Here is a 22,962-nt window from a genome sequence, read left to right as displayed (position 1 = left end):
GCACAAACCGTATGAACCCGTCCGGCAAGAACTCCACGCCAACCCGCCGACATTCGATGCCGCAGGACAAAGACACGACACCCCGCTGGCGCCGATCGTCTCCACCAACTGGTAACCCCAGGGGGGGGCCACCCCCACCCCGGCCGGGCAAGCAGGGTCCGTCTGATTCTTTGTGTAAGTGGCATCGGCTAGTTCAGACCTAGGCGGTCGCCGTAGGTCATGGATAGTACGTTCAGGATGTTCTTCCAGCCGGCGATCTGCCCGGTGGGGTTGGGTCGGTTCTTCTGCCGCTCCAACACCGCGAGGTAGAGCACCTTCAACGCGGATTGCTCGTCCGGGAAATGGCCCCGTCGACGTGTCGCTGCCCGGAACCGGGCGTTCAACGACTCGATCCCGTTGGTCGTATAGATCAGTTTGCGGACCTCGACAGGGAAGTCCAGGAACGGGATGAACTCGGTCCAGGAGTTGCGCCACATCCGCACCATCGCCGGATACAGCGGTTCCCACTGCTGCGCGAAGGTCTCGAACTCGGTTTCGGCCGCCGCCAGCGACGGGGCGGTGTAGATCCGCTTGAGGTCGCGGGTGATGGCCTGCCAGTACTTCTTGGAGGCGTACCGCAGACTGTTGCGGACCAAATGCACCACACACGTTTGCACCGTGGCGGCCGGCCAGGTCGCCGTGATCGCCTCGGGCAAGCCTTTGAGGCCGTCGCAGCACACGATGCACGCATCGAGGATGCCACGATTCTTCAAGTCCGACAGCATGTTCATCCACTGCTTGGCTCCTTCCCCACCCGATGGGCCGACCCACAACCCCAGGACATCGCGGAAACCGTTGAGGTCTATACCGATTGCCACATACACCGGACGGTTCGCGACCGTCCCTTCGCGGACCTTCAGCACGATCGCGTCGATCAGGATCACCGGGTAGATCGCGTCCAACGGACGCGCCGACCACGCCTTCATGTCACCCAGGACCTGGTCGGTGACCCGCGAGACCAGGTCCCGGGAAACATCGGTGTCGTACACCTGGGACAGGTGAGCGGCGATGTCCCCGGTGGTCATGCCCTTCGCGTACAGCGAAATCACGGCCTCATCGAACCCGGCCAGGCGGCGCTGGTGCTTGGGCACGATCTGCGGTTCGAACGTGCCGGCCCGATCCCGCGGAACCTGGATCTGCACGTCCCCGATCTCGGTGCGCACCGTCTTGGGGCTGGAGCCATTGCGGGAGTTGCCGCCATCGCGGCCGTTGACCGCGTGCTTGTCATACCCCAGGTGGGCGCTCATCTCGGCCTCCAGGGCTGCCTGCAGGACCCGCCGCGTCAGCGTCGTCAACAACCCACCCTCACCGGTCAAAGCGACCTGCCGCTCGACCGCCGAAGCGACCAGCTGCTGCGCCAGATCATCAACGTCAACCGACTCGGCCGACGACCTCGCCACCAACTCACCATGCGCTTGCTCATCAGACATGACGCGATCTTCCTTCCGCCCCAGCCAAAGCCAGGGACGTCACGCCAAGCCACTTACACAAAGTTTCGGACAGACCCTCCCCGGGTACACCCTGATCCTCGACCAGAACTTCGACGGCATGGCTTTGGCGTCGCCGGTGAAGAAGGCCGACTTCGGGGCCGCGATCGGCGACTCGTCCGCTTTCGCGAATGACGCGACGTTCGCGGCGCAGTCGATCGTGACCTCACCCGACGGCGTCGGCCGCCTCATCCGGCACAAGTTCCCCGCCGGCGGGTACTCCACCGGGTCCGGTGTCGGGATCGCGGCTTTCCGAAACCCGCGGTGCTGCTGAAAGCCGCCGCGACCGACGTGATCTTGGAGTACGACCTGCGCTTCGAGCCGGGGTTCGGGTTCTCCTCGGTGGGAAACTGCCCGGCCTTGGCGGCACCGATGGGTCGGTCAGTGACGGCGCCCCTCCGGCGGCAACGGCTTGACTACCTCCGTTGACCACGGCTTCTCGTCCCGGCTGATGTGGATCGGTCCCGGCGCCTACTCCTGGGCCAACTCCCCCGCCGAACTCATCACCTACGACTACTTCACCGGTATGAACTCCCAGTACGGCATCAACGGCCAAACCAACGTCACCCTCACCGCGGGACCGACGTACAAGGTGCGGCACCGGGTGAAGCTCAACACCATCACCTCGGGCACCGCCAACAGTGACGGCATCGCGCAATTCACCGTCAACGGAACCAAAGTCCTCGAAGTCACCAACCGCAAATGGCGACTGACTGACTCGGTGAAAATTTCCACCCTGTGGTGGCACTTCTTCCGCGGCGGCAACGACTCCGCCTGGGCCGACTCCGCTGACGGGTACGTCACCGTCGACAACTTGAAATTGTGGGTGGCATCGTGAGCTTCAGCTTCGTTGGTTCGACCACGGCCACCGCGTCGTCCGGGTCATCGGTCACCATCACCCGATCCGTCACCGCCGGGAACCTGCTGGTGGCATCGATCCTGCACCAGGGCGGCGCGATCAGCACCGTCACCGACACCGCCTCCAACACGTGGGCCACCGACAGCAACGGCGACACCCAAACGATCAACTCCTCGACGTCGCAGCGGCGGGTGCAGCACTACTGGTGCCTGTCCGCGCTGACCACCGCCTCCATCACCGTGACCATCGCCGGCACCGCGCCGTTCGTGGTGATCCTGTCCGAGTACTCCCACAGCGGCGGCGCGGTGACCCTGCGCTCCGTGGCCACCGCTGCGGGGTCCACCACCACCACCCTGCAGCGACACCGTCCGGCACTGCCGTCGGGGACCTGCTCGTGGGGTGCATGGGGTACGCACAAACCACGGCCGGGACACGCCTGGACACCCTCGGCTCCGGTTACACCGAACTCACCGGCACCAACATCTCCACGACGCGACTGTCGGGTGCGTACCGGACCCTGACCGCTGCCGGGCAAGCCGGACCCCAATGGACCATGACCTCGGGCACCACCGGGTCCTCATCGGTCGCTTTCTACGAGTACGTCACCCCACCGGTCGCGTCCTTCACGAAGACCGCGACGAACCTGGCCCTGTCGGTGGACGGCACCGCCTCCACCGCCGGGACCGGCACCATCAGCGGATACGACTGGGACTGGGGAGACTCCACCACCCACGGCACCGGGTCCACCGCGTCCCACACGTACGCATCGCCCGGCACCTACACCGTGAAACTGACGGTCACCAACTCCGCCGGAGGCACCGCCAGCACCACCCAGTCAGTGACGGTGTCCACCTCCGACATTGTGCTGATGTCCGACACGACCGCCACGTCCGGGACGGCGTCGCTGACCATCACCAAATCCACGACGGCGGGCCGCGCCCTGGTCCTGGCGATCCTGCACCAAGGCGGGTCCGTCACGTCCGTCACCGACACCGCCGGGAACACCTGGGTGACCTCAGCGAACGCCGACACCCAAGCCTCCCAGGAATCGACGTCGCAGCGGCGGGTCACTCACTACTGGTGTGTGGGTGCCGCAGCGGTCACGTCCGTGACCATCGCCGCGGCCGGGTCCGTCCTCTTGGGGGAGCTCACCGAATGGTCCAACGTGGCAGCGGTGCGGGGCGCGATCACCTCATCCTCCACGACCGCGTCACCCCCGGCCGCTGCAGCGTCCCCCGTCGTCGCCGGGGACGTCGTGGTCGGCTGCATCGGGTACCTCGAAGCGACCGCCGGGACACGGCAGGACGTTCTCGGGTCCGGGTGGACCGAACTGACCGGGGCCACGATCTCCACCACCCGCATGTCCGCCGCGTACGCACTGCGGGGATCTGGGGGCGCGGCCGGGCCGGTGTGGACGTTCAGCACCGGCACCCCCTCATCCGGGTCCTCATCGATCGTCCTGTCCAAATCAACCGCGAACAACCCGCCGACCGTCACCACGGGCGGAAACATGACCGGGGTGGAACCGGGTGTCACCGTGACCCTGACCTCGACCGGTGCGGACATCGACGGGGACCTGGTGACCCTGGCGTGGGCGCAAACCTCCGGCACCCCCACCGTGGCCCTCACCGACTACGGCAACGGGTCTGCGTCTTTCCGGGCGCCGGCGTCGGTGGCCGGGGCGACCCTGGTTTTCACGGTGACCGCCACCGACGGTCGCGGTGGCACCGGAACCGCAACCTCCACCGTGACCGTCCTGACCGCTGACCGGTCCGGTCTGATCGGTGGGGTCCGCAAACCCAGGCTCCGCACCCACACCTAACCCCCGGCCCGCACCCCGTTTGCGCCCCGTCCTCCATGCGAGGGCGGGGCGCTTTTCGTGCGTCCAGGGGGTTAGGGCGGTGGGCGATTCGCGACCCGCCACGCCGTGCTGACCGAGACCCCCAGCACCTCGGCGATGTCGGCGTACGGCAAGCCAGCCGACCGCAGCCGAGGCACCAGCACCGGGACCATCCGCCGGTCACCCTTCACCGCACGGGCCCGCGCGATCAGGTCCGCGGCCGCCCTCATCCGCGCCGCCTTCGCTCTCGCAACCTCCGCACTGCTTCGACGGGCGGCCGCTTCAAGCAGCTCCTCCCGGCACCACTCCGAGCACGTCTTCGCCCGCCCGGTCCCGGGCTTGTGCACCCACGTTGCACCGCACACGACGCATTCCTCCACCGCCTGCCCGGGGTCACCATTGCGCCGCGCCCGCGCCGGATCGGACGCCCCCACCGTGACCCCTCGCGGCGGGGGCACTTCTTTGCGCGCATCAATGGCTAACCAAATGGCTAACAGAAATGAGGAAGGCGCGGCCCCGAACCTTCGGGAACCGCGCCATTCCGCGAGCCGCCTATCGGAATCGAACCGATGACCTATTCATTACGAGTGAAAGGATGCCTATACTGGAAGTGCCCAAAACACCAGTGATTGCAACGGTTTTCGCGTCTGAGATGGGTCACGGATTAGTCTGTGAATGGCTAACCAATGGCTAACGGCGACCGGGAGGTCAGAAGATGGGACGAGCCAAAGGCACCGGGAGCGTATTCGAGCGAGGCCGCGACGGGCAGTGGGCATGGCAACTCGACGTCGGCTTCACCGCCTCCGGCAACCGCCGCCGCATCACCCAAGGCGGCTACCCCACCAAGAAAGCGGCACAGACCGCACTGTCCAAGAAGCTACGCGAGGTCGCCGCGAACGGCGTCCCAGCGATCACCGGACGCACCACCGTCAAACGATGGTCCGAGCAATGGCTCGCCGCCTACGCCAAACATGTCCGACCAGCCACCTACCGGGCCGCGTCATCCGCCGTCCACCAGCACATCATCACCACCATCGGCGGCAAACAACTCGGCGCCCTGCTACCGACAGACGTGCGAGCAGTCCACCGCTCCGCCCTGCGCGACGGCAACTCCACCAGCACAGCGCTACGCACCCACGCCGTGCTGACCACCATGCTCAAAGCCGCCAAAGCCGAAGGGCACACCGTACCCGAGAACGTGTTCGCCGTACGCCGTCCCACCAAAGCCGTCTCAGACCGCGACGCGATCCCCCTGGAGGACGCACTGCGTCTCCTCGAAGCTGCGCGGACCGGACCCGACGCAGCCCGCTGGGTCGCGGCGCTCCTGCAGGGCATGCGCAAGGGAGAGATCTACGGACTCACCTGGGACGCCGTGGACCTCGACCGTGGCCTGATCGACATCTCTTGGCAGCTACAGGCCCTGACGTACGCCGACCGCTCCGCCGGCACCTTCCAAGTCCCCGACGGGTACGAAGTGCGGCACCTGACCGGCGCGACCCACCTCGTGCGCCCTAAGACCACCAGCGGGCAGCGGATCGTCCCCCTCGTGCCGTGGATGCGCGCGGCGCTCGCCGAATGGGAGCAGGTCGCCCCCGCCAACCCGTGGAACCTGGTGTGGACCGAGAACGGCCAACGACCCATGCGCGACAAAACCAACACCCAGGCATGGCACGGCCTACAAGCAACCGCCGGCGTCATCCACCCCGCAGGCCGCCCCTACACCCTGCACGAGGCCCGCCACACGGCGGCGACGCTATTGATGCAAGCTGGAATAGACCCGGAAGTCATCAAGGCGATCATGGGCCACTCCTCGATCGTGACGAGCCGCGGCTACATGCACGTGAATACTGAAATGGCCCGCGCCGCGCTGTCGGCGGTCGCCGCTACTCTGGGCCTGAACGAATCTGTACCCCCGCACCTGCTCGAACAGGCCGGGGGCATGGCCCACTCGAACAAGGAGTGAACGTGACCGACACTACCTGTAAACAAGATGGCTGCGAGCGGCCCACGATTGCCCGCGGGCTCTGTACCAAGCACTACGACCGCGCGCGCAACGTTGGCGACATCGAGTTTGGACCCCGCACCCGCGGTAGGGCTGGATTGACCCATGCTGAGATTTTTGCAGTCACCCCGAAGTGCGTCACGTCGACGGGGTGCATCGAATGGGACGGGCACCGCAGTCAGTACCAATATGGGATCATCCAGAGCAAATCATTCGGCAATCGCGGGGCGCACCGCGTAGCGATGGACATGGCGCTCGGAGAGCGCGTGCCAGACGAGTTGCACGTCTGCCACCGCTGCGACAACCCTCCGTGCGTCAACCCTGAGCACCTCTTCCTCGGCGACGACCTCGTGAATGTGGCCGACATGATCGATAAGGGTCGCCATGCGCATGGCGAGCGCGGTGGAGGGTCGAAACTGCGCGAGGACCAGGTGGTCGAGATCATCAATCGTTATGCCGCCGGTGGGATCGGACGCCCGGCGCTTGCGCGCGAGTATGGCGTTTCCCCTGCGTGTATCCAGAAGATCACTGAGGGCAAGATGTGGCGCCACCTGCCTCGACCTGCACGCCCCCAGAACGCACCCAGCGCATAGCCAGCACGTCAGCCAGGCGCTCGCGAGGAAGGCCCTGGAGGACGTTGCGGCCCGGCTCAACCTCGTTGCCGCATCCCCGCAGCCCGCCGTGATCGCAGCACCCGGCACGTCACCGGATCCAGCGCCATAGCCTCTGGGTCATCCAAGAGCGCGTTCACCCGCTGCAGGTGCCGGACGGTGGTCACCCCGAACTCCTGCCGCACCGCAGCGTCGTACGCGCCGTCACGGCGGCGACCCAGCCACGCCCGCTCGAAGGCCAGCAGGTCAGCCATCGAGGGCCGCGACTCTGCGTTCGATCTCGTCTCGCTCATCCTCGGTCAGTCCTTCCAGTCGCACCCGAACCGTGGGCACGTCCACCCACAACTCCCGGGCTAGCTCGTATTCGTCCTGTGACCATGCCAGCGCGTCAGCGAGGCGCTGCAGCGGGATCAGCTGGCGAACCGCCGCCTGATCGACGCAATGCTCCAGCGACGACGGATCGACCGCGTGCGCCAACTCGTGCGCCAACGTGGAGCGCCGCTGAGCCTGGGTCAGGCCGCGCTGAAGGTAGATCGTGCGCGCCTCGCAGTCCGTTGATCCCAGCACCCCGTCTGGGAACTCGCAGAACACGACCTGCCAATCAGTCATGCTTCGGAGTGTCCGCCACGGGTGATGCATCCGGCGAAGCTATCCTCCGGCGCCGACAACATCAGTCGTCCTCGTCGCCCGGGTCTCGCTCGCCGTGCCGGGCGGCCTTCTGCGCGGCCCGCGCTGCGGCATCGTTGTCGCGTTTCCTGCGGGCCGCCAACTCATCATCGGTCAGCGGGCGTTTCCCATCATCGGGAACGGGTGCCGGGCTCCCCCCGGCAGGGTTGGTGGCGGTTCCATCGCGGCGCATCCTCTTCCTGATCTCGTCCAACAACTCTTCATCGGTCAATGAGCCGAGGGACGGTGCCGCAGCCGGGCGTTCCTTGGCCTCCATCGGCGTGAGGAACCCAGCCGCGACGAACGCCTCTAGGACGGGACGCCCATAGGCCCTGGCGAACTCCGCGACCATCTCCGCCTTCGGGATATGACCGCCTTTCCAGCGCGAGACATTCGCGGCGTCAATCCCACTCCGGTCGCTGATGTCGCGTTGTCGGCTGGTCTTTGCGACCTGCTCCACGTACTCCCACCAACTCATGGCGAAACCGTATTGCGTCGCTTTGGGTGCATCACGCCGCCAATCATGCCTTGCGTTTACGCAACCACGCAGGCCAGCGAACTACAGGGGTGTGTTTCAGCAGGTCAAGCGGCCTACACACTTGCGCAAGTGTTGCGTTATCTAATCGTTACCTACACGCATTGCGGTTCTGTGTCTCCTTCACGTAATCTCATTGCATCACCGCAAGGCAGTAGGTCAGCGGGACGAAGAGCAGGGAAGGAGGGGTGATGGACGTGATCGCAACCATGCGCATGAAGACCGACATGGTGAGCAAGATTCGCCGCTGGAAAGGCCTGTCAACGGACACGGCGCTCGCGGCAGCGATGGGCACCGACCCGGGCAACCTCTCGCGAGTCCTCAGCGGCAAGCAGCAGCCCGGCGCTCGCTTCATCGGGTCGCTGTGCCTAGCACTCGAAGCCGACATGGACGACCTGTTCGAGGTCGTCGGAACGGGCGAGGAAGTCGCCGCCTGACAAACACCAAGCCCCGACCACCGCAGGTCAGCAGCAGGTCGGGGCCCGATCGAAAGGAAGTATCCCAGATGGACCTCATCCCCTTCAACTACGGCGACGCCCAAGTGCGCGTTGTGCAGATCGACGGCGAGCCGTGGTTCGTCGCCAGCGATGTTGCCAAAGTCCTTGGCTACCGCGACGCCGAGAAGATGACGCGCCGCCTAGACGACGAGGACAGGGGTACCCGCTCAGTGGGTACCCCTGGTGGCGAGCAGAACATGACCGTTATCTCCGAGCCCGGCCTCTACTCAGCAGTCCTCGGCAGCCAAGTGGAGGGCGCGAAACTCTTCAAGCGGTGGATCACCCACGAGGTCATCCCCCAGATCCGCCGGGCCGGCAGCTACGGCGCCGTCAAAGAACTCTCCTACGAGGAGATGGTGCTGCGGACCATCGAGGAGTCGCAGGCCCGGATCGCGGCGCAGGCCGATCAGATCAAGGAGCTAACGCCGAAGGCCAACGCGTGGCAACGGTTCATCTCCTCCGACGGCGACATGTCGGCCAGCGAGGCCGCGAAGGCCCTCACCCGCGCCGGTCACAAGCTCGGTGGACTGCACAAGCTCTACGAGCTATGTGACCGGTCGCGCCAGGAGGGCGGCCTCGGCTGGTTCTTTCGCAACGGTCACGGCCAACGCGAGGCGTATCAGCGGGTCGTGGAGCAGGGGCTGATCCGGATGAAACCCGGCACCTACGAGAACTCCCACACCGGGCAGCAGCACACCACGGTCACGCCCCGGTTCACCGCCAAGGCCCTCGATGTGATCGCGAAGCACCTCGGGGAGGCGGCATGACCCCCATCGAGCACCTTCCCGGATACCTCGCCGACGACCGCGGCATCTGGTCAACCAAGAAGGGTGATCCGGCCCTGCTGCAGGTCACCGGCCGCAGAGCACGGCGGGCGACGGTCAAGACCAGCCACGGACTGGTCAACGTCTGGACCGCCATCGCCACAACCTGCGGCGTCCCAGCCGCTCGCCTCTGGCAGATCGAGTTCGAAACCGAGACCGACGAGGAGTTCTAGGAATGACAGCCGCAGCAACTGGTGTCCGGATGATCCCATTCAACCAGGTCGTGACCGACTCGGGAACGTCTGCTTCAACGGTCAACCGGGCCATGAACAAGTGGAAAGCCGGGATCGACGACGGCAAGTTTCCGCCACCCCTGGCCTACAAGCGCAAGGGGAAGGGCGCGAAGGCCGAAAGGTGCTGCACCACCGACCAGTTCGCGGATTGGCTCGAACGCTGGCCGGAGGACTAACCCCGAGCACCGTGCCACGGCCCGGGTCCACACCTCGCCGTGGCACGGCCACCCAAGTAAGCGGCCGGTCCCGCGCTTCACACACCAGGACCGGCCAACTCAACCAAGGAAAAGGATAGCAATGGCAACGATTGTTACCACCCAGGCCGAGCTTGACGCGGCCCTCGCGTCGGGTGTGCCGTACATCGATATCGACTCGCCTGCGGGCGTGTTGATCGAGGTCACGGCCAACGGCAGTTCGACGGTCACGGCCACCGGCAGTTCGACGGTCACGGCCTACGACAGTTCGACGGTCAGGGCCACCGGCAGTTCGACGGTCAGGGCCTACGACAGTTCGACGGTCACGGCCACCGGCAGTTCGACGGTCACGGCCTACAGCAGTTCGACGGTCACGGCCACCGGCAGTTCGACGGTCACGGCCACCGGCAGTTCGACGGTCACGGCCTACGACAGTTCGACGGTCAGGGCCTACGACAGTTCGACGGTCACGGCCACCGGCAGTTCGACGGTCACGGCCACCGGCAGTTCGACGGTCACGGCCTACAGCAGTTCGACGGTCACGGCCACCGGCAGTTCGACGGTCACGGCCTACAGCAGTTCGACGGTCACGGCCAACGGCAGTTCGACGGTCACGGCCTACGACAGTTCGACGGTCACGGCCTACGACAGTTCGACGGTCACGGCCTACGACAGTTCGACGGTCACGGCCACCGGCAGTTCGACGGTCACGGCCTACAGCAGTTCGACGGTCACGGCCAACGGCAGTTCGACGGTCACGGCCTACGACAGTTCGACGGTCACGGCCACCGGCAGTTCGACGGTCACGGCCTACAGCAGTTCGACGGTCACGGCCACCGGCAGTTCGACGGTCAGGGCCAGTCGCTACGTCGCCGTGCACCTCCACGACGCCCGAGTCACCGTCGATGGTGGCGTCGTCATCGACGTCACCAAGGTCGACCGGACCAGCATCGACGGGTGGATCGACTACTACGGACCCGACGGGAACGACGACGGCACGATCACCGTCTACAAGCAGGTCGACGAGAACCTGACCGCAGGCCACCAGTGGACTCCCACCACGTACGCGGTCGGAACGAAGGTGAAGGCGGCGGACTGGCAACCGACCGCTGAATGTGGCAACGGTTTGCATTTCTCGCCCACCCCGCAGCACACGTTCACGTACGCCGACTACGAGAACCCGCGGTTCCTCGAATGTCGCGTGAAGGCAGCGAACTTCGTGGCGCTCGGCGACAAGATCAAGGCGAAGTCATGCGTTGTGGTGCGTGAGCTTGACCAGCACGGGAAGCCGGTGCAGTCATGACAGCCACAGAGGGTGTTCCCATCACCATCGAGCAGACCACACCGAAGGCCGTCTACTTCCGGCACCACCCGTGCCCGGAAGTTCACCGGGTGACCACGGATCACCTTGCGCGAGCATTGGATTCGGTGCAGGTGTCACCAGCGGGCACTGTCCGGATCGATCACGTGTCCCTGGACGAATCGCACCTGCAGTCCATGTGGAACGCGGCACTGGATCGTGCCGCACAGCAACGATTCGGCACCGCTGACTGGTCGGAGGAACTGTGAGTACCCGTCCGGACGTCTACGACCCGCCACCGAAGGGCCTCGTTGAGGGCAGCATCCGCGCCATTGAGGAGTCGATCGCGTTGAAGATCGCTGTCACGGACGCGAAAACCGCTGCGACTACGGCGGATCGGGCCAACCTCGAAGCTGTCCTGGCTGACCTTGACCGGGACATCTTCGCCGAGACGGTCGACGCCCATGGGCTGCCAGCGTGCCTTGGCGGTGCGTCGTGACCGCTGACATTCCCACCCTGTCCGGTGCCCTGTCGGTCGCGGCCGGCGTGTGCGTCTTTTTCGTCGCGGCTGGTCTGATCGCTGTCGTTCTGTACGCCGTGTCTCGCCGTTCCCCGACCCGTGACGACTGGGCCGACCAGCCCGCGCAATACGAGCGGTCCGCGTACGTCCCCGACTACGACTGGGCCGCGGCGGAGGACCAGATGCGGGCTCCCTACGACTGGAAGGAAACCGGGCTGTGATCATCGATCTGTTCGCTGGGCCTGGTGGCTGGGACGTTGGCCTCGGGATGCTGGGGCGTCATGACGTGATCGGTATCGAGTGGGACACCGCTGCGTGTGAGACCGCCCGCGCTGCAGGGCATCACCGCATCCAAGCCGACGTCGGCTTGATCGAACCTGCCCGCTTCCGTGGCGTTGAGGGCCTGATCGCTTCGCCACCGTGCCAGGCGTGGTCCATGGCCGGCAAGCGCAAGGGCGAGTTGGACCGGGGCAACTGCCACATCTTGGCGGAGCGTATGGCCGCAGGGGACGACTCGACCGATTGGACTGCTTGGGAGGACGAGCGGTCGCCGTTGGTGTGCCAGCCGATCCGGTGGGCGCGCGAACTCTCCCCGAGTGGATCGCGCTGGAGGAAGTCCCGGCCGTTGCGTCGTTGTGGCAGCACTTCGCGGTGTTGCTGCGAGGCATGGGTTACCGCGTCTGGACTGGTGACTTGCTGGCCGCCGACTATGGGGTGCCGCAGACCAGGTTGCGTCGGATACTCATGGCCCACAAGGGAAGGCCCGTGCACCCGCCGATGCCGACGCACGCCGAGCACGCCCACGGCGCCGGGCTGTTCGGTGCGGACGTGCAGCCTTGGGTCAGCATGGCTGACGCGCTGGGTTGGGATGCGGATGCAGTTGTCCGCCCCGCGCGTGGCGAAGGAATGATCGAACGCCACGGCGAAAGACCCGACCACCCGGCAACCGAGCCAGCCCCCACCGTCATCAGCAAGTCCCGGTCATGGGTCGTTGATCGGAGGACTAACTCCAAGGGTCCGAGCGGGACGATGGTGCCGACGGCACCGGTGCCCGTCACGCAACCCGCCCCGACCCTGACCGGCAAGAATCCGCCGTTCGTTGTCCGGCCAGACGAGCGTCCACCGGTGTACGTCAACGGCAACCAGCCCAACGCTGGGAGGCGCAGCGCGGACGAGCCCGCACCGACAGTGCTATTCGGTCACCGATCCAACGACGTCCGCTGGGTCACCGAGAGGCCCGCTACCACCGTCGTCGGATCATTCAACCCCGACGTGATCTCCGCACCCGGATACCGCACCACTGAGTCACGCCAGAATGCGGCGGGGTCCGTGCGGGTCACCGTCCAAGAGGCCGGGATTCTGCAGTCATTCCCGCCCGACTACCCCTGGCAGGGAAGCAGATCCAAGCAGTACGAGCAGGTCGGTAACGCTATCCCACCTCGCCTGGCCGCCCACGTCCTTGATGCTCTCGGCGTCGGGGAACTCCGGTGGGGGGTAGCGGCATGACCGACGTCGTCCTGCTGCTCCTGCTCCTGGCCCTCGCCATCGGCACCGTCTGGCTCCTGATCGAGGGCAAGCCGTGACCCTCACCGCAGCGGTGACCGCCGCTGTCATCGCCGCGTGGGCCACCCACCACGCAATCGACCACATCGCAAGGAGATTCGCGTGAACCTCACCACCTACCCCGACCTACTCCAAGGTACCGACGAATGGCTACACCTGCGAGCCGGAATGGTCACAGCGTCCGTCGTCGGGAAACTCATCACCCCGAAGCTCGCGACCGCCGACAACGACACCAGCCGCGGAGTAATCGCGACACTCGCCGCCGAGCGCATCACCGGGCACATCGACCAGACGTACGTCTCCGCCGACATGTGGCGCGGCGTGGAGGACGAACCAAGAGCCCGCGACGCCTACAGCGAGCACTACGCACCCGTGACCGAGTGCGGATTCATGGTTCGGCACATCGCCGAGGTGATCCCGCTGGGTTACTCCCCCGACGGGCTCGTGGGCGACAACGGCCTCATCGAGTGCAAGTCACGGCAGCAGAAGAAGCACCTGCAGACGATCATCTCCGGCGAGGTGCCCGCCGAGAACATGGCCCAACTCCAATGTGGGCTGCTCGTGTCCGGCCGCGAGTGGATCGACTACGTGTCCTACTGCGGCGGAATGCCGTTGTGGGTCAAGCGGATTGAGCCCGACCCCGCATGGTTCGACGCCATCACCGACGCCACGGTCACCGCGTACGGACAGATCGCGCACATCGTCAACCAGTGGCCGTTCCTCACTGACGGCCTCCCAGAAACCGCCCGCATCGAGCACGAAGAGATTGTGATCTGACATGGACCTCACCACCACCATTGAGCCCAAGAGCGACCAGTTGAACGCCGACGACCTCATGGCTGGCCCGCGCACCGTCACCATCACGGAGGTCCGCAAGGGCAGCAACGAGCAGCCGGTGAACGTCGTCACCGCCGAGTTCGGACCGGGTCGGCCATACAAGCCGTCGAAGTCCATGCGGCGCGTGATGGTCGCAGCGTGGGGGGTTGACTCGGCGGCCTACCTTGGCCGCCGCATGACGATCTACCGCGACCCCAAGATCCGGTTCGGCCCCGATGAGGTCGGAGGCATCCGGATCAGCCACCTGTCGCACATCGACAAGCCGCTGACGATGGCGCTCACGGTGAGCAAGGGCAAGCGCACCCCGTACCGCGTGCAACCCCTCGCCGACGCACCCGCACCGGACCCTGACCGGATCGGCCAGGACCAGATGCGTGACCTCATCGCAGCGTTCGATGCTGTGGGGATCACGGAGCGCGCCGACCGCTCCCGGTACGTCACCGACACCCTCGGGCGCGAGGTCGCCGCGGCGGACATGACACGGGCGCAGGCGGATACGGTCATCGCCGCGCTGCTGGCACTCGTTGAGCCCGCCGCTGACGCCGCCGAGTTGCCGATCGGTGGCGAGTGACCATGTTCGCACCGTTCGAGGTCTTCGGCAGCCTCCGCGAGCAGATGGGCGAGTGCGGTCACGGCTGCGAAGGGTACTGCCCCGCCGAGGAAATGACCGGGCTGGAAACCGACCAGCTTGTGCACCTCGAAGTGGCCGGAACCCGTTACGTCTCAGACCGGTACGTCGCGATCCTCACTGAACTGGTGGACCTCGACCGCGCCGACAAGGACGCGTTCCAACTCTTCGGCGACAAGCCGGTCAAGTCGGGAGAGGAAGCGTGCCTGATCGTCCCCGACACCGAGCCCGGCCCATCCACACAGCCACTGAACGCGGCAAGGGTCGGCCGGATCACCGAACTCGGGGCCAGCATCCGCGAAGGCGGCCACCGTCGCCCCCAGCACCTCTACGACGACGGGCGACACATCGGCTGGCTGATGGTCATGAGTGGAAGCGGCGACATCAACGACTCCGCAATCACCCTCACTGACCTACCCGAGGCTCGGCGCCTCCTACACGACGCCAACAACGACTGGGACGAAGCCGCCCGCCTACTGCACATCATCCGCCCCGCCGTGGCGGGTGGCATGGCCGATGCCTACGACGAAGCAATCGAGATCGTGCAACGACTCGTCGAGGACCTGGATAACCACGACGCGGCAGCCGCGCGCATGGCAGAGGAAGCCGTCGAGGAACTCCGAGCACGCAAGGTTGCCACCCTCGAGGCGGCGATCAGGTCATGACCGACACCGACGTCTGCACTCACACCACCCGCTGCGACTGCCCCGAATGCGCCCCCTGCCCCTGGTGTAACGGAACCGGCGCCGTCCCCGAACGTGACCCCGAGGTGCGAGCCAAGGCCGACCTGCCATGCGACCAGTGCGGTGGATCGGGGAGCGCGACGTGATCGAGGACCTGTTCCGCGAGCCGCACGTCACCTCCTGCGCCGAATCCCGAGGCCAGGAATGCGAGTGGTGCGACGAATGCCCCTGCCACCAAGGCGGGCTGTGGGACGACGACAACGACACGGAGGACTGCGAGTGAGCGACAACCTGAGCGTGACTACCGAGGCGCGACTGCGACTCAACGACACCAAGCCACCAACCTGGGGCGAACTGCGCCGGTTCGTTGCACTGGCCGCCGACCTGCCCGACGACGAGTTCATCGGCACCGAGTACGACGACCAATTCCTGCAGTTGGAGTGCCTGGTCATGATCCTGCCCACTGCCAAAGCGGGGTCATGAAATGGCCTCTGCACCATCGGTTTACGTCCCGTTGGACGTCAACTACCTCCGCGATCCACGCATCAGACGCGCCGGACCTGACGCCGAACTGCTCTATCTGCGCGGCCTAGCGCACGCAAAAGGCGGCGAAACCGACGGAGTTATCTACGAATTCGACCTCGATGTCATCGCAGTTGGGCTGTCCAAAGTGCCGCAGCGCGTGGCCGCTCTCGTCCGCGAAAAGGCGTGGGAAGAGCGCGAAGAGGGCTGGTTCATCACTGGCTGGTTCAAGTGGAACAAGTCCACCGAGGAACTGCGAAATGAGAAGGAGCGCAAGCGGATTGGCGCTGCGCGAACCAATCACGGGAAGCACGAGAGCAAGGGCGAGGGCCCGTTCAGTTGGTGCCCCGTCTGCACCGGAGAGGTCGAACCAGCATGGCGCACCAGCGGACGCTAGTCCGGTCGCTACAGCGACCGCTAGAGCGAACGACGCAGCGAGTCGCTAATACAAGACAAGGCAAGGCAAGGCACCACACCACACCGGACCACACCGGAAGTAACTACTACCTCCAAGCCTTCTCGTCGGCAGTCACCTTCTCGTGTTGTCGCCTCTCAAACCCGGGTAGAGACAAATTCTGCTTTGAAGACTTAGGTGACGCGCGCGAGACCAGCGACAAAGGACGAATCCAATGAGCTGGGGCAGCAAGCCGACCGACAAACCACCGGTTCACATCTGGGGGCCGCTGCACCAAGAAGGCCGCGAGCACGCCATGCGCGTCCGCCTAGCCAAAGACCCCCAGTACCTCGCGATCGCTAACGCCGACGAACGACGCACCGCGATCGAAGAAGCCGTCGAGCAAGCCATGGGCGAGAAGTACCAGGGCTGGTGCACCTTCAACCGGATCACCGGCCGCGTCGAAGCCCGATGGTGGCCCGGTAGTCGACCCGGTGACTACACCTCCACCGCCGAACTCGAACGACGCCGCACCGCAAAGGAGACCCGATGAGCACACCATCCTGGCGAGCCGCGCAGGCCTACCGGATCAACCACACCCTGATCGCCCAAGCCTGCGAGAAACTCCCCCGCCCCTGCATCGCCGAGATCGCGCTCTACACCGGCCTCACCGAATCCACCGTCGAACGCCACCTCGCCGACGAAGCCCGACAGGAGCCCGCAGCATGACCCGCAAGACCGTCCGGTGCGCCAAGTGCGGGACGCGCACCGAATCCGTGACCGGCCTGTGCACCGACCACCGCGAAAGGTCCGGCGTCAGGCGATCCGGCACCTCATGCACGATGTGCGGCTACCAGACCTGGTCCACTATCGGTGTCTGCGGACAGTGCCAACGCACTACGAAAGCCATCCCAGCCAGGGAATGCGCCGGTTGCGCGGCCCCGATCAGCAAGCACTCCAAGACCGGCATGTGCCTGCCGTGCTTCAACACCGACCGGTACGGGCTCCCGAGGGTCGCACCGGCGCAACCGGACCGGGAATCACCCAACGTCCTCAACCCGAAGGACTGGGCCAAAGACCACGCCGGGATCTACCGGTACGTCGGCGACCTCGGGAAGGCGTCATGAGCAACCCGTCCAAAGCCAAGGGGACCGCCGCTGAGACAGCGCTCCTGCGCTACGCCCACCAAAACGGCTTCCCCCACGCCGACCGGCAACCCCTACGCGGCAACCGAGACCAAGGCGACCTCGCCCTGTGCCCCGGCGTCGTCGTGGAGGTAAAGAACCACGCCGGGTTGCCGGCGCTCGGCCAACCATCGGCGGCCGTCCTCGAGCAGTGGATGAACCAGACCGAGGTTGAGCGCACCAACGCGCGTGCTGCGATCGGGTTGCTCGTCGTGAAACGCAAGGGCACCACCGACCCGGGCCGGTGGTTCGCGTACCTGCCGCTGGCTGCGCTGACTGTGCTGGTCACGTTCGAGCAGCCATCGCACCCGATGGCGGACAGCGCCCCGGTCTGCATGGCCGTGCGGGACTTCCTGACGGTTCTGCGCGGTCACGGCTACGGCGAGCCGTTGGCGGTGGCGTGATGCCCCGCCTACACATGCCCCTGCACATCGTCGGCACCGGCGGATGGGGGCACATCTGCCCGGCAGGGAAATGCGCCCAACGCGACAGCGCCGCTACCGCGCCCGTGCCTGAGGACGAATCTGACCCGTTAGACGCTCCTAGTGGCCATTCAGAGCGTTCTAGGGGCGGTTCTGAGCAAACCGACCACGGCAGTTCACCCACACAAGCCGAACGGGACCAGTTCTGGTCCGACGAACCCATCGAGATAACCCACCCGGAAGGAACGCCATGAGCGCCGAGCCAACGGTCACGTGCCTCACGTGCAAGGCCGTCCAGATCGTCACCCCTGACGGTCGGGGATTCCCACCCCGCATCGCTACCCGCAAGCTGGCGAAACGGTGCACGGCCGCCGGTCATGCCTGCCAGCCGGTGTACCGGGCCGGGTTCGTTGTGGCCGCACCAGCGAGGGGGCAGGCGTGAGTGACGAACTGGACCTGGACGCCGTGAAGGCGAGGCTTGCAGCGGCAACGCCCGGACCGTGGGAGTGGATAGGTGATTCGTTCGACGACGCGGAACCGTTCGTCTGCACCCACATGACCCGATGGGACGAACATGGACCCGATCTCGTCGTTGCGGCCGACCACGGCAAGACAGTGCTCCGGGCGGAAGGGGCTGACTGGTCGGCGATGTCCGGCAAGCACGCAGACGGCGACCTCATCGCGAACGCCCCCACCGACATCGCCGCCCTTGTCGCGGAAGTGGAGCGTCTGCGCGCTATCGGCCCGAACTCGTGGACGCATGCTGTTGTGGCGCACATGGACCGCGCCGACAAAGCCGAAGCAGCGATCGGCAGGGTGCGGGAACTGGTCGAGTCCGCCGACCGGGCGAGCGAGGAATCCCTGAGCCGAGTGTTCGGCGGTCACCCATTCGGGGCATCCGTGCCGACGCCCGACCTGATCCGCGCGCTCGACGGCGAGACGGGAGAGCAGTCGTGAGCACCATCCGACCAGAGAACCGCCACCGCCCAAGAACGATGCCTGCGAATGCGGATCAACCGCCAGCAGCATCGAAAACACGGGCACCGTGCACATCACCGGCCTACCCAGGATCGGTAGACGCGCCACCGCGAATCGCCGGACTCTATTCGCGTTCCGCTGCCCCGACTGCCTCCGCGACACGGTGTGGGACGGCGAGCAGTGGTTCGACCTCGACCCCGACGAATACACCGACGAAGGCTCGTGGATGCGATGAGTGATCTTCGCCCCGCCACTGACGTGGCCGCCGAGATAATCCATAACCGGAAGGCACGCCGATGACCAACACCTGCGACTGCTCACGCGCCTGCGGAGACGCCTTCGCCTGCACCGAATGCGCCAGAACCGCCGGACACAACCTCGCCCAGATCGCACAACTGGCCGACTGTCTCGACGGCAAGCGGGCACGCCAACGCACCAGTTGGAACGTCACCAACCTCGACACCTCACGACGCGGCACCGGATGGCGCACCGACTCAGGGCAACGGTTCACCATCCCACGCGCACACCAACCGTTCGCACCATCAGCGGCACTCGCCTACGACTCACGAGTGACCGCCACGCAGGACCGGGTGAAGAACGCCCTGGTCGGCATGGCGCGCCTGGTGATCGAGGCAGACCGGAGCATCGCCTGGCCAGCAGACAACTCCCACGCGATCGCGCTCTGGCTGATGCCCTACGTGATCCGCAAGGCACGCTTCCAAGAATGGGCCTCGGAGATGTTCACCGAAGTGCACGGCATCCGCGAGGAACTGCTAGCCCTGCTGGACAACCCGCCACCAACGATCTACCTCGGACGCTGCGACGCAGAGATTGACGGGACACCCTGCCCGAATCGCTGTACGTCGAGCGCGATCACGTCCCCGAGGTCGCGCTGTGCCCCAAGTGCGGCACCGGCCACAACGTCAAAGACCGCCGCGAACTGCTGCTCGCCGGGGTGGACGACTACCTCGGGACGGCACGCGAAATTAGCGCGCTGCTGCGGCAGATGGAAGGCGGTCGCGTCAGCACCAAAGCCATCGCCGGGTACGTGCGACGAGGCCGGTTGGAATCAGCCGGCGACCGGGTCGAGTTCCGCGCCAACGGGGCAACGGCCAAGGTTCCCGTCTACCGGATCGGTGCCGTGCGTGAACTCGTGGCCAAGCTCGACGACGAGCGCCGCGAACGACGGGCACTGAGGAAGGTGAACACGCCGCGTGGGGCTTGACAAACAAGGACACCATCTAGTGGTACGCTCAGCGCATCGGCGCGAGAAGTCCCCAAATGGGGCCTCGCGCTTCTTCATGCCCGCCGCGCCAGCCGACCACCACACACCCTGGACCAGCGCGACTGAGCGCGGCGAACCAACGTCAGGCCACACCCCATGGACGATGACGCATTCCGCTGCTCCACCTGCGGTGAGTGGCGATACACACCCAGCATGGCGAAGTGGTGCGAGGCACAACATGACCAACCCGCGCCGCAGTAACGGAACCAGACGCGATCGCCTAGTGCGAAGAGTCAAGCGCGAAGAGAACACCTGCCACCTCTGCGGACAACCCGTGAACATCCAGCTCCCCGCCGGTCGGCCCGGGTCACCCGAGATCGACGAACTCATCCCAGTCGCACTCGGCGGATCACCTTACGACCGCAACAACTGCCGACTCGCGCACCGCTGGTGCAACCGACACCGCTGGCACAAACCGTATGAACCCGTCCGGCAAGAACTCCACGCCAACCCGCCGACATTCGATGCCGCAGGACAAAGACACGACACCCCGCTGGCGCCGATCGTCTCCACCAACTGGTAACCCCCAGGGGGGGCCACCCCCACCCCGGCCGGGCAAGCAGGGTCCGTCTGATTCTTTGTGTAAGTGGCATCGGCTAGTTCAGACCTAGGCGGTCGCCGTAGGTCATGGATAGTACGTTCAGGATGTTCTTCCAGCCGGCGATCTGCCCGGTGGGGTTGGGTCGGTTCTTCTGCCGCTCCAACACCGCGAGGTAGAGCACCTTCAACGCGGATTGCTCGTCCGGGAAATGGCCCCGTCGACGTGTCGCTGCCCGGAACCGGGCGTTCAACGACTCGATCCCGTTGGTCGTATAGATCAGTTTGCGGACCTCGACAGGGAAGTCCAGGAACGGGATGAACTCGGTCCAGGAGTTGCGCCACATCCGCACCATCGCCGGATACAGCGGTTCCCACTGCTGCGCGAAGGTCTCGAACTCGGTTTCGGCCGCCGCCAGCGACGGGGCGGTGTAGATCCGCTTGAGGTCGCGGGTGATGGCCTGCCAGTACTTCTTGGAGGCGTACCGCAGACTGTTGCGGACCAAATGCACCACACACGTTTGCACCGTGGCGGCCGGCCAGGTCGCCGTGATCGCCTCGGCAAGCCTTTGAGGCCGTCGCAGCACACGATGCACGCATCGAGGATGCCACGATTCTTCAAGTCCGACAGCATGTTCATCCACTGCTTGGCTCCTTCCCCACCCGATGGGCCGACCCACAACCCCAGGACATCGCGGAAACCGTTGAGGTCTATACCGATTGCCACATACACCGGACGGTTCGCGACCGTCCCTTCGCGGACCTTCAGCACGATCGCGTCGATCAGGATCACCGGGTAGATCGCGTCCAACGGACGCGCCGACCACGCCTTCATGTCACCCAGGACCTGGTCGGTGACCCGCGAGACCAGGTCCCGGGAAACATCGGTGTCGTACACCTGGGACAGGTGAGCGGCGATGTCCCCGGTGGTCATGCCCTTCGCGTACAGCGAAATCACGGCCTCATCGAACCCGGCCAGGCGGCGCTGGTGCTTGGGCACGATCTGCGGTTCGAACGTGCCGGCCCGATCCCGCGGAACCTGGATCTGCACGTCCCCGATCTCGGTGCGCACCGTCTTGGGGCTGGAGCCATTGCGGGAGTTGCCGCCATCGCGGCCGTTGACCGCGTGCTTGTCATACCCCAGGTGGGCGCTCATCTCGGCCTCCAGGGCTGCCTGCAGGACCCGCCGCGTCAGCGTCGTCAACAACCCACCCTCACCGGTCAAAGCGACCTGCCGCTCGACCGCCGAAGCGACCAGCTGCTGCGCCAGATCATCAACGTCAACCGACTCGGCCGACGACCTCGCCACCAACTCACCATGCGCTTGCTCATCAGACATGACGCGATCTTCCTTCCGCCCCAGCCAAAGCCAGGACGTCACGCCAAGCCACTTACACAAAGTTTCGGACAGACCCTCCCCGGGTACACCCTGATCCTCGACCAGAACTTCGACGGCATGGCTTTGGCGTCGCCGGTGAAGAAGGCCGACTTCGGGGCCGCGATCGGCGACTCGTCCGCTTTCGCGAATGACGCGACGTTCGCGGCGCAGTCGATCGTGACCTCACCCGACGGCGTCGGCCGCCTCATCCGGCACAAGTTCCCCGCCGGCGGGTACTCCACCGGGTCCGGTGTCGGGATCGCGGCTTTCCCGAAACCCGCGGTGCTGCTGAAAGCCGCCGCGACCGACGTGATCTTGGAGTACGACCTGCGCTTCGAGCCGGGTTCGGGTTCTCCCTCGGTGGGAAACTGCCCGGCCTTGGCGGCACCGATGGGTCGGTCAGTGACGGCGCCCCCTCCGGCGGCAACGGCTTGACTACCTCCGTTGACCACGGCTTCTCGTCCGGCTGATGTGGATCGGTCCGGCGCCTACTCCTGGGCCAACTCCCCCGCCGAACTCATCACCTACGACTACTTCACCGGTATGAACTCCCAGTACGGCATCAACGGCCAAACCAACGTCACCCTCACCGCGGGACCGACGTACAAGGTGCGGCACCGGGTGAAGCTCAACACCATCACCTCGGGCACCGCCAACAGTGACGGCATCGCGCAATTCACCGTCAACGGAACCAAAGTCCTCGAAGTCACCAACCGCAAATGGCGACTGACTGACTCGGTGAAAATTTCCACCCTGTGGTGGCACTTCTTCCGCGGCGGCAACGACTCCGCCTGGGCCGACTCCGCTGACGGTACGTCACCGTCGACAACTTGAAATTGTGGGTGGCATCGTGAGCTTCAGCTTCGTTGGTTCGACCACGGCCACCGCGTCGTCCGGGTCATCGTCACCATCACCCGATCCGTCACCGCCGGGAACCTGCTGGT

33 protein-coding genes, 1 tRNA gene and 3 pseudogenes are annotated in these 22,962 nt (G+C 65.6%); 30 read left to right on the top strand and 7 right to left on the bottom strand.

Features of this window, described 5'->3' with window-relative positions:
- Window positions 1-188: 188 nt before the first annotated feature.
- On the bottom strand, window positions 189-1,469 hold the full coding sequence (locus DR843_RS19735; protein WP_172461486.1) for an IS256 family transposase: 1,281 nt from the start codon (window positions 1,467-1,469) through the stop codon (window positions 189-191).
- Here DR843_RS19735 and DR843_RS19940 point away from each other — a divergent pair.
- The 4 genes and pseudogenes from DR843_RS19940 (at window position 1,468) to DR843_RS19720 (ending at window position 4,207) form a co-directional block, all read left to right on the top strand.
- Window positions 1,468-1,800 (top strand): hypothetical protein, encoded by a 333-nt coding sequence (locus DR843_RS19940; protein WP_146202679.1) that lies wholly within the window; start codon window positions 1,468-1,470, stop codon window positions 1,798-1,800. The two genes, DR843_RS19735 and DR843_RS19940, sit on opposite strands and share 2 nt — an antisense overlap.
- 135 nt (window positions 1,801-1,935) lie before the next feature.
- Window positions 1,936-2,364 (top strand): annotated as a pseudogene (locus DR843_RS19725) (polysaccharide lyase); the annotation flags it as partial.
- Window positions 2,361-2,906 carry a hypothetical protein gene (locus tag DR843_RS19935; RefSeq protein WP_146202677.1) on the top strand — a complete coding sequence of 182 codons (546 nt, stop codon included), beginning with the start codon at window positions 2,361-2,363 and terminating at the stop codon, window positions 2,904-2,906. The pseudogene DR843_RS19725 and the gene DR843_RS19935, both read left to right, overlap by 4 nt.
- Window positions 2,789-4,207, top strand: a complete 1,419-nt coding sequence (locus DR843_RS19720; protein WP_109689554.1) for a PKD domain-containing protein — start codon at window positions 2,789-2,791, stop codon at window positions 4,205-4,207. Before DR843_RS19935 ends, DR843_RS19720 begins: the two co-directional genes overlap by 118 nt.
- A gap of 71 nt (window positions 4,208-4,278) precedes the next feature.
- Here DR843_RS19720 and DR843_RS19930 read toward each other — a convergent pair whose 3' ends face one another.
- Complete coding sequence (locus tag DR843_RS19930) at window positions 4,279-4,455, bottom strand: helix-turn-helix domain-containing protein (protein WP_146202628.1); 177 nt, start codon at window positions 4,453-4,455, stop codon at window positions 4,279-4,281.
- A gap of 316 nt (window positions 4,456-4,771) precedes the next feature.
- A tRNA-Thr gene (locus tag DR843_RS20265) sits at window positions 4,772-4,849 on the bottom strand.
- 91 nt (window positions 4,850-4,940) lie between these two features.
- Between DR843_RS20265 and DR843_RS19715 the strand changes: the two genes are divergently transcribed.
- Both DR843_RS19715 and DR843_RS20450 read left to right on the top strand, forming a co-directional pair.
- On the top strand, window positions 4,941-6,188 hold the full coding sequence (locus tag DR843_RS19715) for a tyrosine-type recombinase/integrase (RefSeq protein WP_109683546.1): 1,248 nt from the start codon (window positions 4,941-4,943) through the stop codon (window positions 6,186-6,188).
- Window positions 6,189-6,190: 2 nt separating this feature from the next.
- Window positions 6,191-6,820, top strand: coding sequence for an HNH endonuclease signature motif containing protein (locus DR843_RS20450; protein WP_211310153.1), 630 nt, complete (start codon window positions 6,191-6,193; stop codon window positions 6,818-6,820).
- 56 nt (window positions 6,821-6,876) lie between these two features.
- On the opposite strand, the gene DR843_RS19705 is transcribed toward DR843_RS20450, so the two are convergent.
- From DR843_RS19705 to DR843_RS19695, 3 genes are all read right to left on the bottom strand, one after another.
- Window positions 6,877-7,092: a DUF3263 domain-containing protein gene (locus DR843_RS19705; protein WP_109683545.1), complete on the bottom strand. Its 216-nt coding sequence runs from the start codon at window positions 7,090-7,092 to the stop codon at window positions 6,877-6,879.
- Window positions 7,085-7,447, bottom strand: coding sequence for an ImmA/IrrE family metallo-endopeptidase (locus DR843_RS19700; RefSeq protein WP_109683544.1), 363 nt, complete (start codon window positions 7,445-7,447; stop codon window positions 7,085-7,087). Before DR843_RS19700 ends, DR843_RS19705 begins: the two co-directional genes overlap by 8 nt.
- Window positions 7,448-7,508: 61 nt before the next feature.
- Complete coding sequence (locus tag DR843_RS19695; protein WP_109683543.1) at window positions 7,509-7,982, bottom strand: helix-turn-helix domain-containing protein; 474 nt, start codon at window positions 7,980-7,982, stop codon at window positions 7,509-7,511.
- A 248-nt stretch (window positions 7,983-8,230) separates the two neighbouring features.
- Here DR843_RS19695 and DR843_RS19690 point away from each other — a divergent pair, with 248 nt between their 5' ends.
- From DR843_RS19690 to DR843_RS19585, 22 genes and pseudogenes are all read left to right on the top strand, one after another.
- Window positions 8,231-8,476 (top strand): helix-turn-helix domain-containing protein, encoded by a 246-nt coding sequence (locus DR843_RS19690; RefSeq protein WP_211310152.1) that lies wholly within the window; start codon window positions 8,231-8,233, stop codon window positions 8,474-8,476.
- Between the two features lie 68 nt (window positions 8,477-8,544).
- A complete protein-coding gene (locus DR843_RS19685) occupies window positions 8,545-9,303 on the top strand; it encodes a BRO family protein (RefSeq protein ID WP_109683542.1) in 759 nt (252 codons plus the stop codon).
- Window positions 9,300-9,533 (top strand): hypothetical protein, encoded by a 234-nt coding sequence (locus DR843_RS19680; protein WP_109683541.1) that lies wholly within the window; start codon window positions 9,300-9,302, stop codon window positions 9,531-9,533. Before DR843_RS19685 ends, DR843_RS19680 begins: the two co-directional genes overlap by 4 nt.
- A gap of 2 nt (window positions 9,534-9,535) precedes the next feature.
- Window positions 9,536-9,769, top strand: a complete 234-nt coding sequence (locus DR843_RS19675; protein ID WP_109683540.1) for a hypothetical protein — start codon at window positions 9,536-9,538, stop codon at window positions 9,767-9,769.
- A 121-nt stretch (window positions 9,770-9,890) separates the two neighbouring features.
- Window positions 9,891-11,090, top strand: coding sequence for a DUF7666 domain-containing protein (locus DR843_RS20995; protein WP_109683539.1), 1,200 nt, complete (start codon window positions 9,891-9,893; stop codon window positions 11,088-11,090).
- Window positions 11,087-11,356, top strand: coding sequence for a hypothetical protein (locus DR843_RS19665; RefSeq protein ID WP_109683538.1), 270 nt, complete (start codon window positions 11,087-11,089; stop codon window positions 11,354-11,356). Before DR843_RS20995 ends, DR843_RS19665 begins: the two co-directional genes overlap by 4 nt.
- Window positions 11,353-11,586 (top strand): hypothetical protein, encoded by a 234-nt coding sequence (locus tag DR843_RS19660; RefSeq protein ID WP_109683537.1) that lies wholly within the window; start codon window positions 11,353-11,355, stop codon window positions 11,584-11,586. The genes DR843_RS19665 and DR843_RS19660 overlap by 4 nt, the downstream gene beginning before the upstream one ends.
- A complete protein-coding gene (locus DR843_RS19655; protein ID WP_109683536.1) occupies window positions 11,583-11,828 on the top strand; it encodes a hypothetical protein in 246 nt (81 codons plus the stop codon). The genes DR843_RS19660 and DR843_RS19655 overlap by 4 nt, the downstream gene beginning before the upstream one ends.
- A pseudogene (locus DR843_RS20970) lies at window positions 11,825-12,064 on the top strand (DNA cytosine methyltransferase); the annotation flags it as partial. The gene DR843_RS19655 and the pseudogene DR843_RS20970, both read left to right, overlap by 4 nt.
- Window positions 12,065-12,165: 101 nt before the next feature.
- Window positions 12,166-13,113, top strand: a complete 948-nt coding sequence (locus tag DR843_RS20730) for a DNA cytosine methyltransferase (protein WP_245934274.1) — start codon at window positions 12,166-12,168, stop codon at window positions 13,111-13,113.
- Between the two features lie 159 nt (window positions 13,114-13,272).
- Window positions 13,273-13,947, top strand: a complete 675-nt coding sequence (locus DR843_RS19640) for a lambda exonuclease family protein (RefSeq protein ID WP_109683534.1) — start codon at window positions 13,273-13,275, stop codon at window positions 13,945-13,947.
- Between the two features lies 1 nt (window position 13,948).
- On the top strand, window positions 13,949-14,578 hold the full coding sequence (locus DR843_RS19635) for a hypothetical protein (protein WP_109683533.1): 630 nt from the start codon (window positions 13,949-13,951) through the stop codon (window positions 14,576-14,578).
- Window positions 14,579-14,580: 2 nt separating this feature from the next.
- Window positions 14,581-15,300 (top strand): hypothetical protein, encoded by a 720-nt coding sequence (locus tag DR843_RS19630; protein WP_109689548.1) that lies wholly within the window; start codon window positions 14,581-14,583, stop codon window positions 15,298-15,300.
- A gap of 136 nt (window positions 15,301-15,436) precedes the next feature.
- Window positions 15,437-15,601, top strand: coding sequence for a hypothetical protein (locus DR843_RS20260; protein WP_170119973.1), 165 nt, complete (start codon window positions 15,437-15,439; stop codon window positions 15,599-15,601).
- Complete coding sequence (locus DR843_RS19625; protein ID WP_109689546.1) at window positions 15,598-15,801, top strand: hypothetical protein; 204 nt, start codon at window positions 15,598-15,600, stop codon at window positions 15,799-15,801. Before DR843_RS20260 ends, DR843_RS19625 begins: the two co-directional genes overlap by 4 nt.
- Before the next feature lies 1 nt (window position 15,802).
- Window positions 15,803-16,237 carry a hypothetical protein gene (locus tag DR843_RS19620; protein WP_109689544.1) on the top strand — a complete coding sequence of 145 codons (435 nt, stop codon included), beginning with the start codon at window positions 15,803-15,805 and terminating at the stop codon, window positions 16,235-16,237.
- A 232-nt stretch (window positions 16,238-16,469) separates the two neighbouring features.
- Window positions 16,470-16,787 (top strand): hypothetical protein, encoded by a 318-nt coding sequence (locus DR843_RS19615; RefSeq protein WP_109689542.1) that lies wholly within the window; start codon window positions 16,470-16,472, stop codon window positions 16,785-16,787.
- Window positions 16,784-16,963, top strand: a complete 180-nt coding sequence (locus tag DR843_RS19610) for a helix-turn-helix domain-containing protein (protein ID WP_109689540.1) — start codon at window positions 16,784-16,786, stop codon at window positions 16,961-16,963. Before DR843_RS19615 ends, DR843_RS19610 begins: the two co-directional genes overlap by 4 nt.
- Window positions 16,960-17,361 (top strand): hypothetical protein, encoded by a 402-nt coding sequence (locus DR843_RS19605; RefSeq protein ID WP_109689538.1) that lies wholly within the window; start codon window positions 16,960-16,962, stop codon window positions 17,359-17,361. Before DR843_RS19610 ends, DR843_RS19605 begins: the two co-directional genes overlap by 4 nt.
- On the top strand, window positions 17,358-17,822 hold the full coding sequence (locus DR843_RS19920) for a hypothetical protein (RefSeq protein ID WP_146202676.1): 465 nt from the start codon (window positions 17,358-17,360) through the stop codon (window positions 17,820-17,822). The genes DR843_RS19605 and DR843_RS19920 overlap by 4 nt, the downstream gene beginning before the upstream one ends.
- A 456-nt stretch (window positions 17,823-18,278) precedes the next feature.
- On the top strand, window positions 18,279-18,797 hold the full coding sequence (locus tag DR843_RS19590) for a hypothetical protein (RefSeq protein ID WP_109689532.1): 519 nt from the start codon (window positions 18,279-18,281) through the stop codon (window positions 18,795-18,797).
- 976 nt (window positions 18,798-19,773) lie between these two features.
- On the top strand, window positions 19,774-20,043 hold the full coding sequence (locus tag DR843_RS19585; protein ID WP_109689530.1) for a hypothetical protein: 270 nt from the start codon (window positions 19,774-19,776) through the stop codon (window positions 20,041-20,043).
- A gap of 656 nt (window positions 20,044-20,699) precedes the next feature.
- Here DR843_RS19585 and DR843_RS20965 read toward each other — a convergent pair.
- Window positions 20,700-21,979 (bottom strand): annotated as a pseudogene (locus DR843_RS20965) (IS256 family transposase).
- On the opposite strand from DR843_RS20965, the gene DR843_RS20960 reads away from it, so the two are divergent.
- Window positions 21,959-22,453 carry a hypothetical protein gene (locus DR843_RS20960; RefSeq protein ID WP_146202675.1) on the top strand — a complete coding sequence of 165 codons (495 nt, stop codon included), beginning with the start codon at window positions 21,959-21,961 and terminating at the stop codon, window positions 22,451-22,453. The pseudogene DR843_RS20965 and the gene DR843_RS20960 overlap by 21 nt on opposite strands.
- A 9-nt stretch (window positions 22,454-22,462) precedes the next feature.
- Complete coding sequence (locus DR843_RS19565; RefSeq protein WP_146202674.1) at window positions 22,463-22,852, top strand: polysaccharide lyase; 390 nt, start codon at window positions 22,463-22,465, stop codon at window positions 22,850-22,852.
- The last annotated feature ends 110 nt before the right edge of the window (window positions 22,853-22,962 follow it).

Origin of the sequence: Branchiibius hedensis (assembly GCF_900108585.1) — a bacterium.
Taxonomy (GTDB): Bacteria; Actinomycetota; Actinomycetes; order Actinomycetales; family Dermatophilaceae; genus Branchiibius; species Branchiibius hedensis.
Note: the sequence above shows the minus strand (reverse complement) of the source record. Positions and strands in the feature narration are given on the sequence as shown.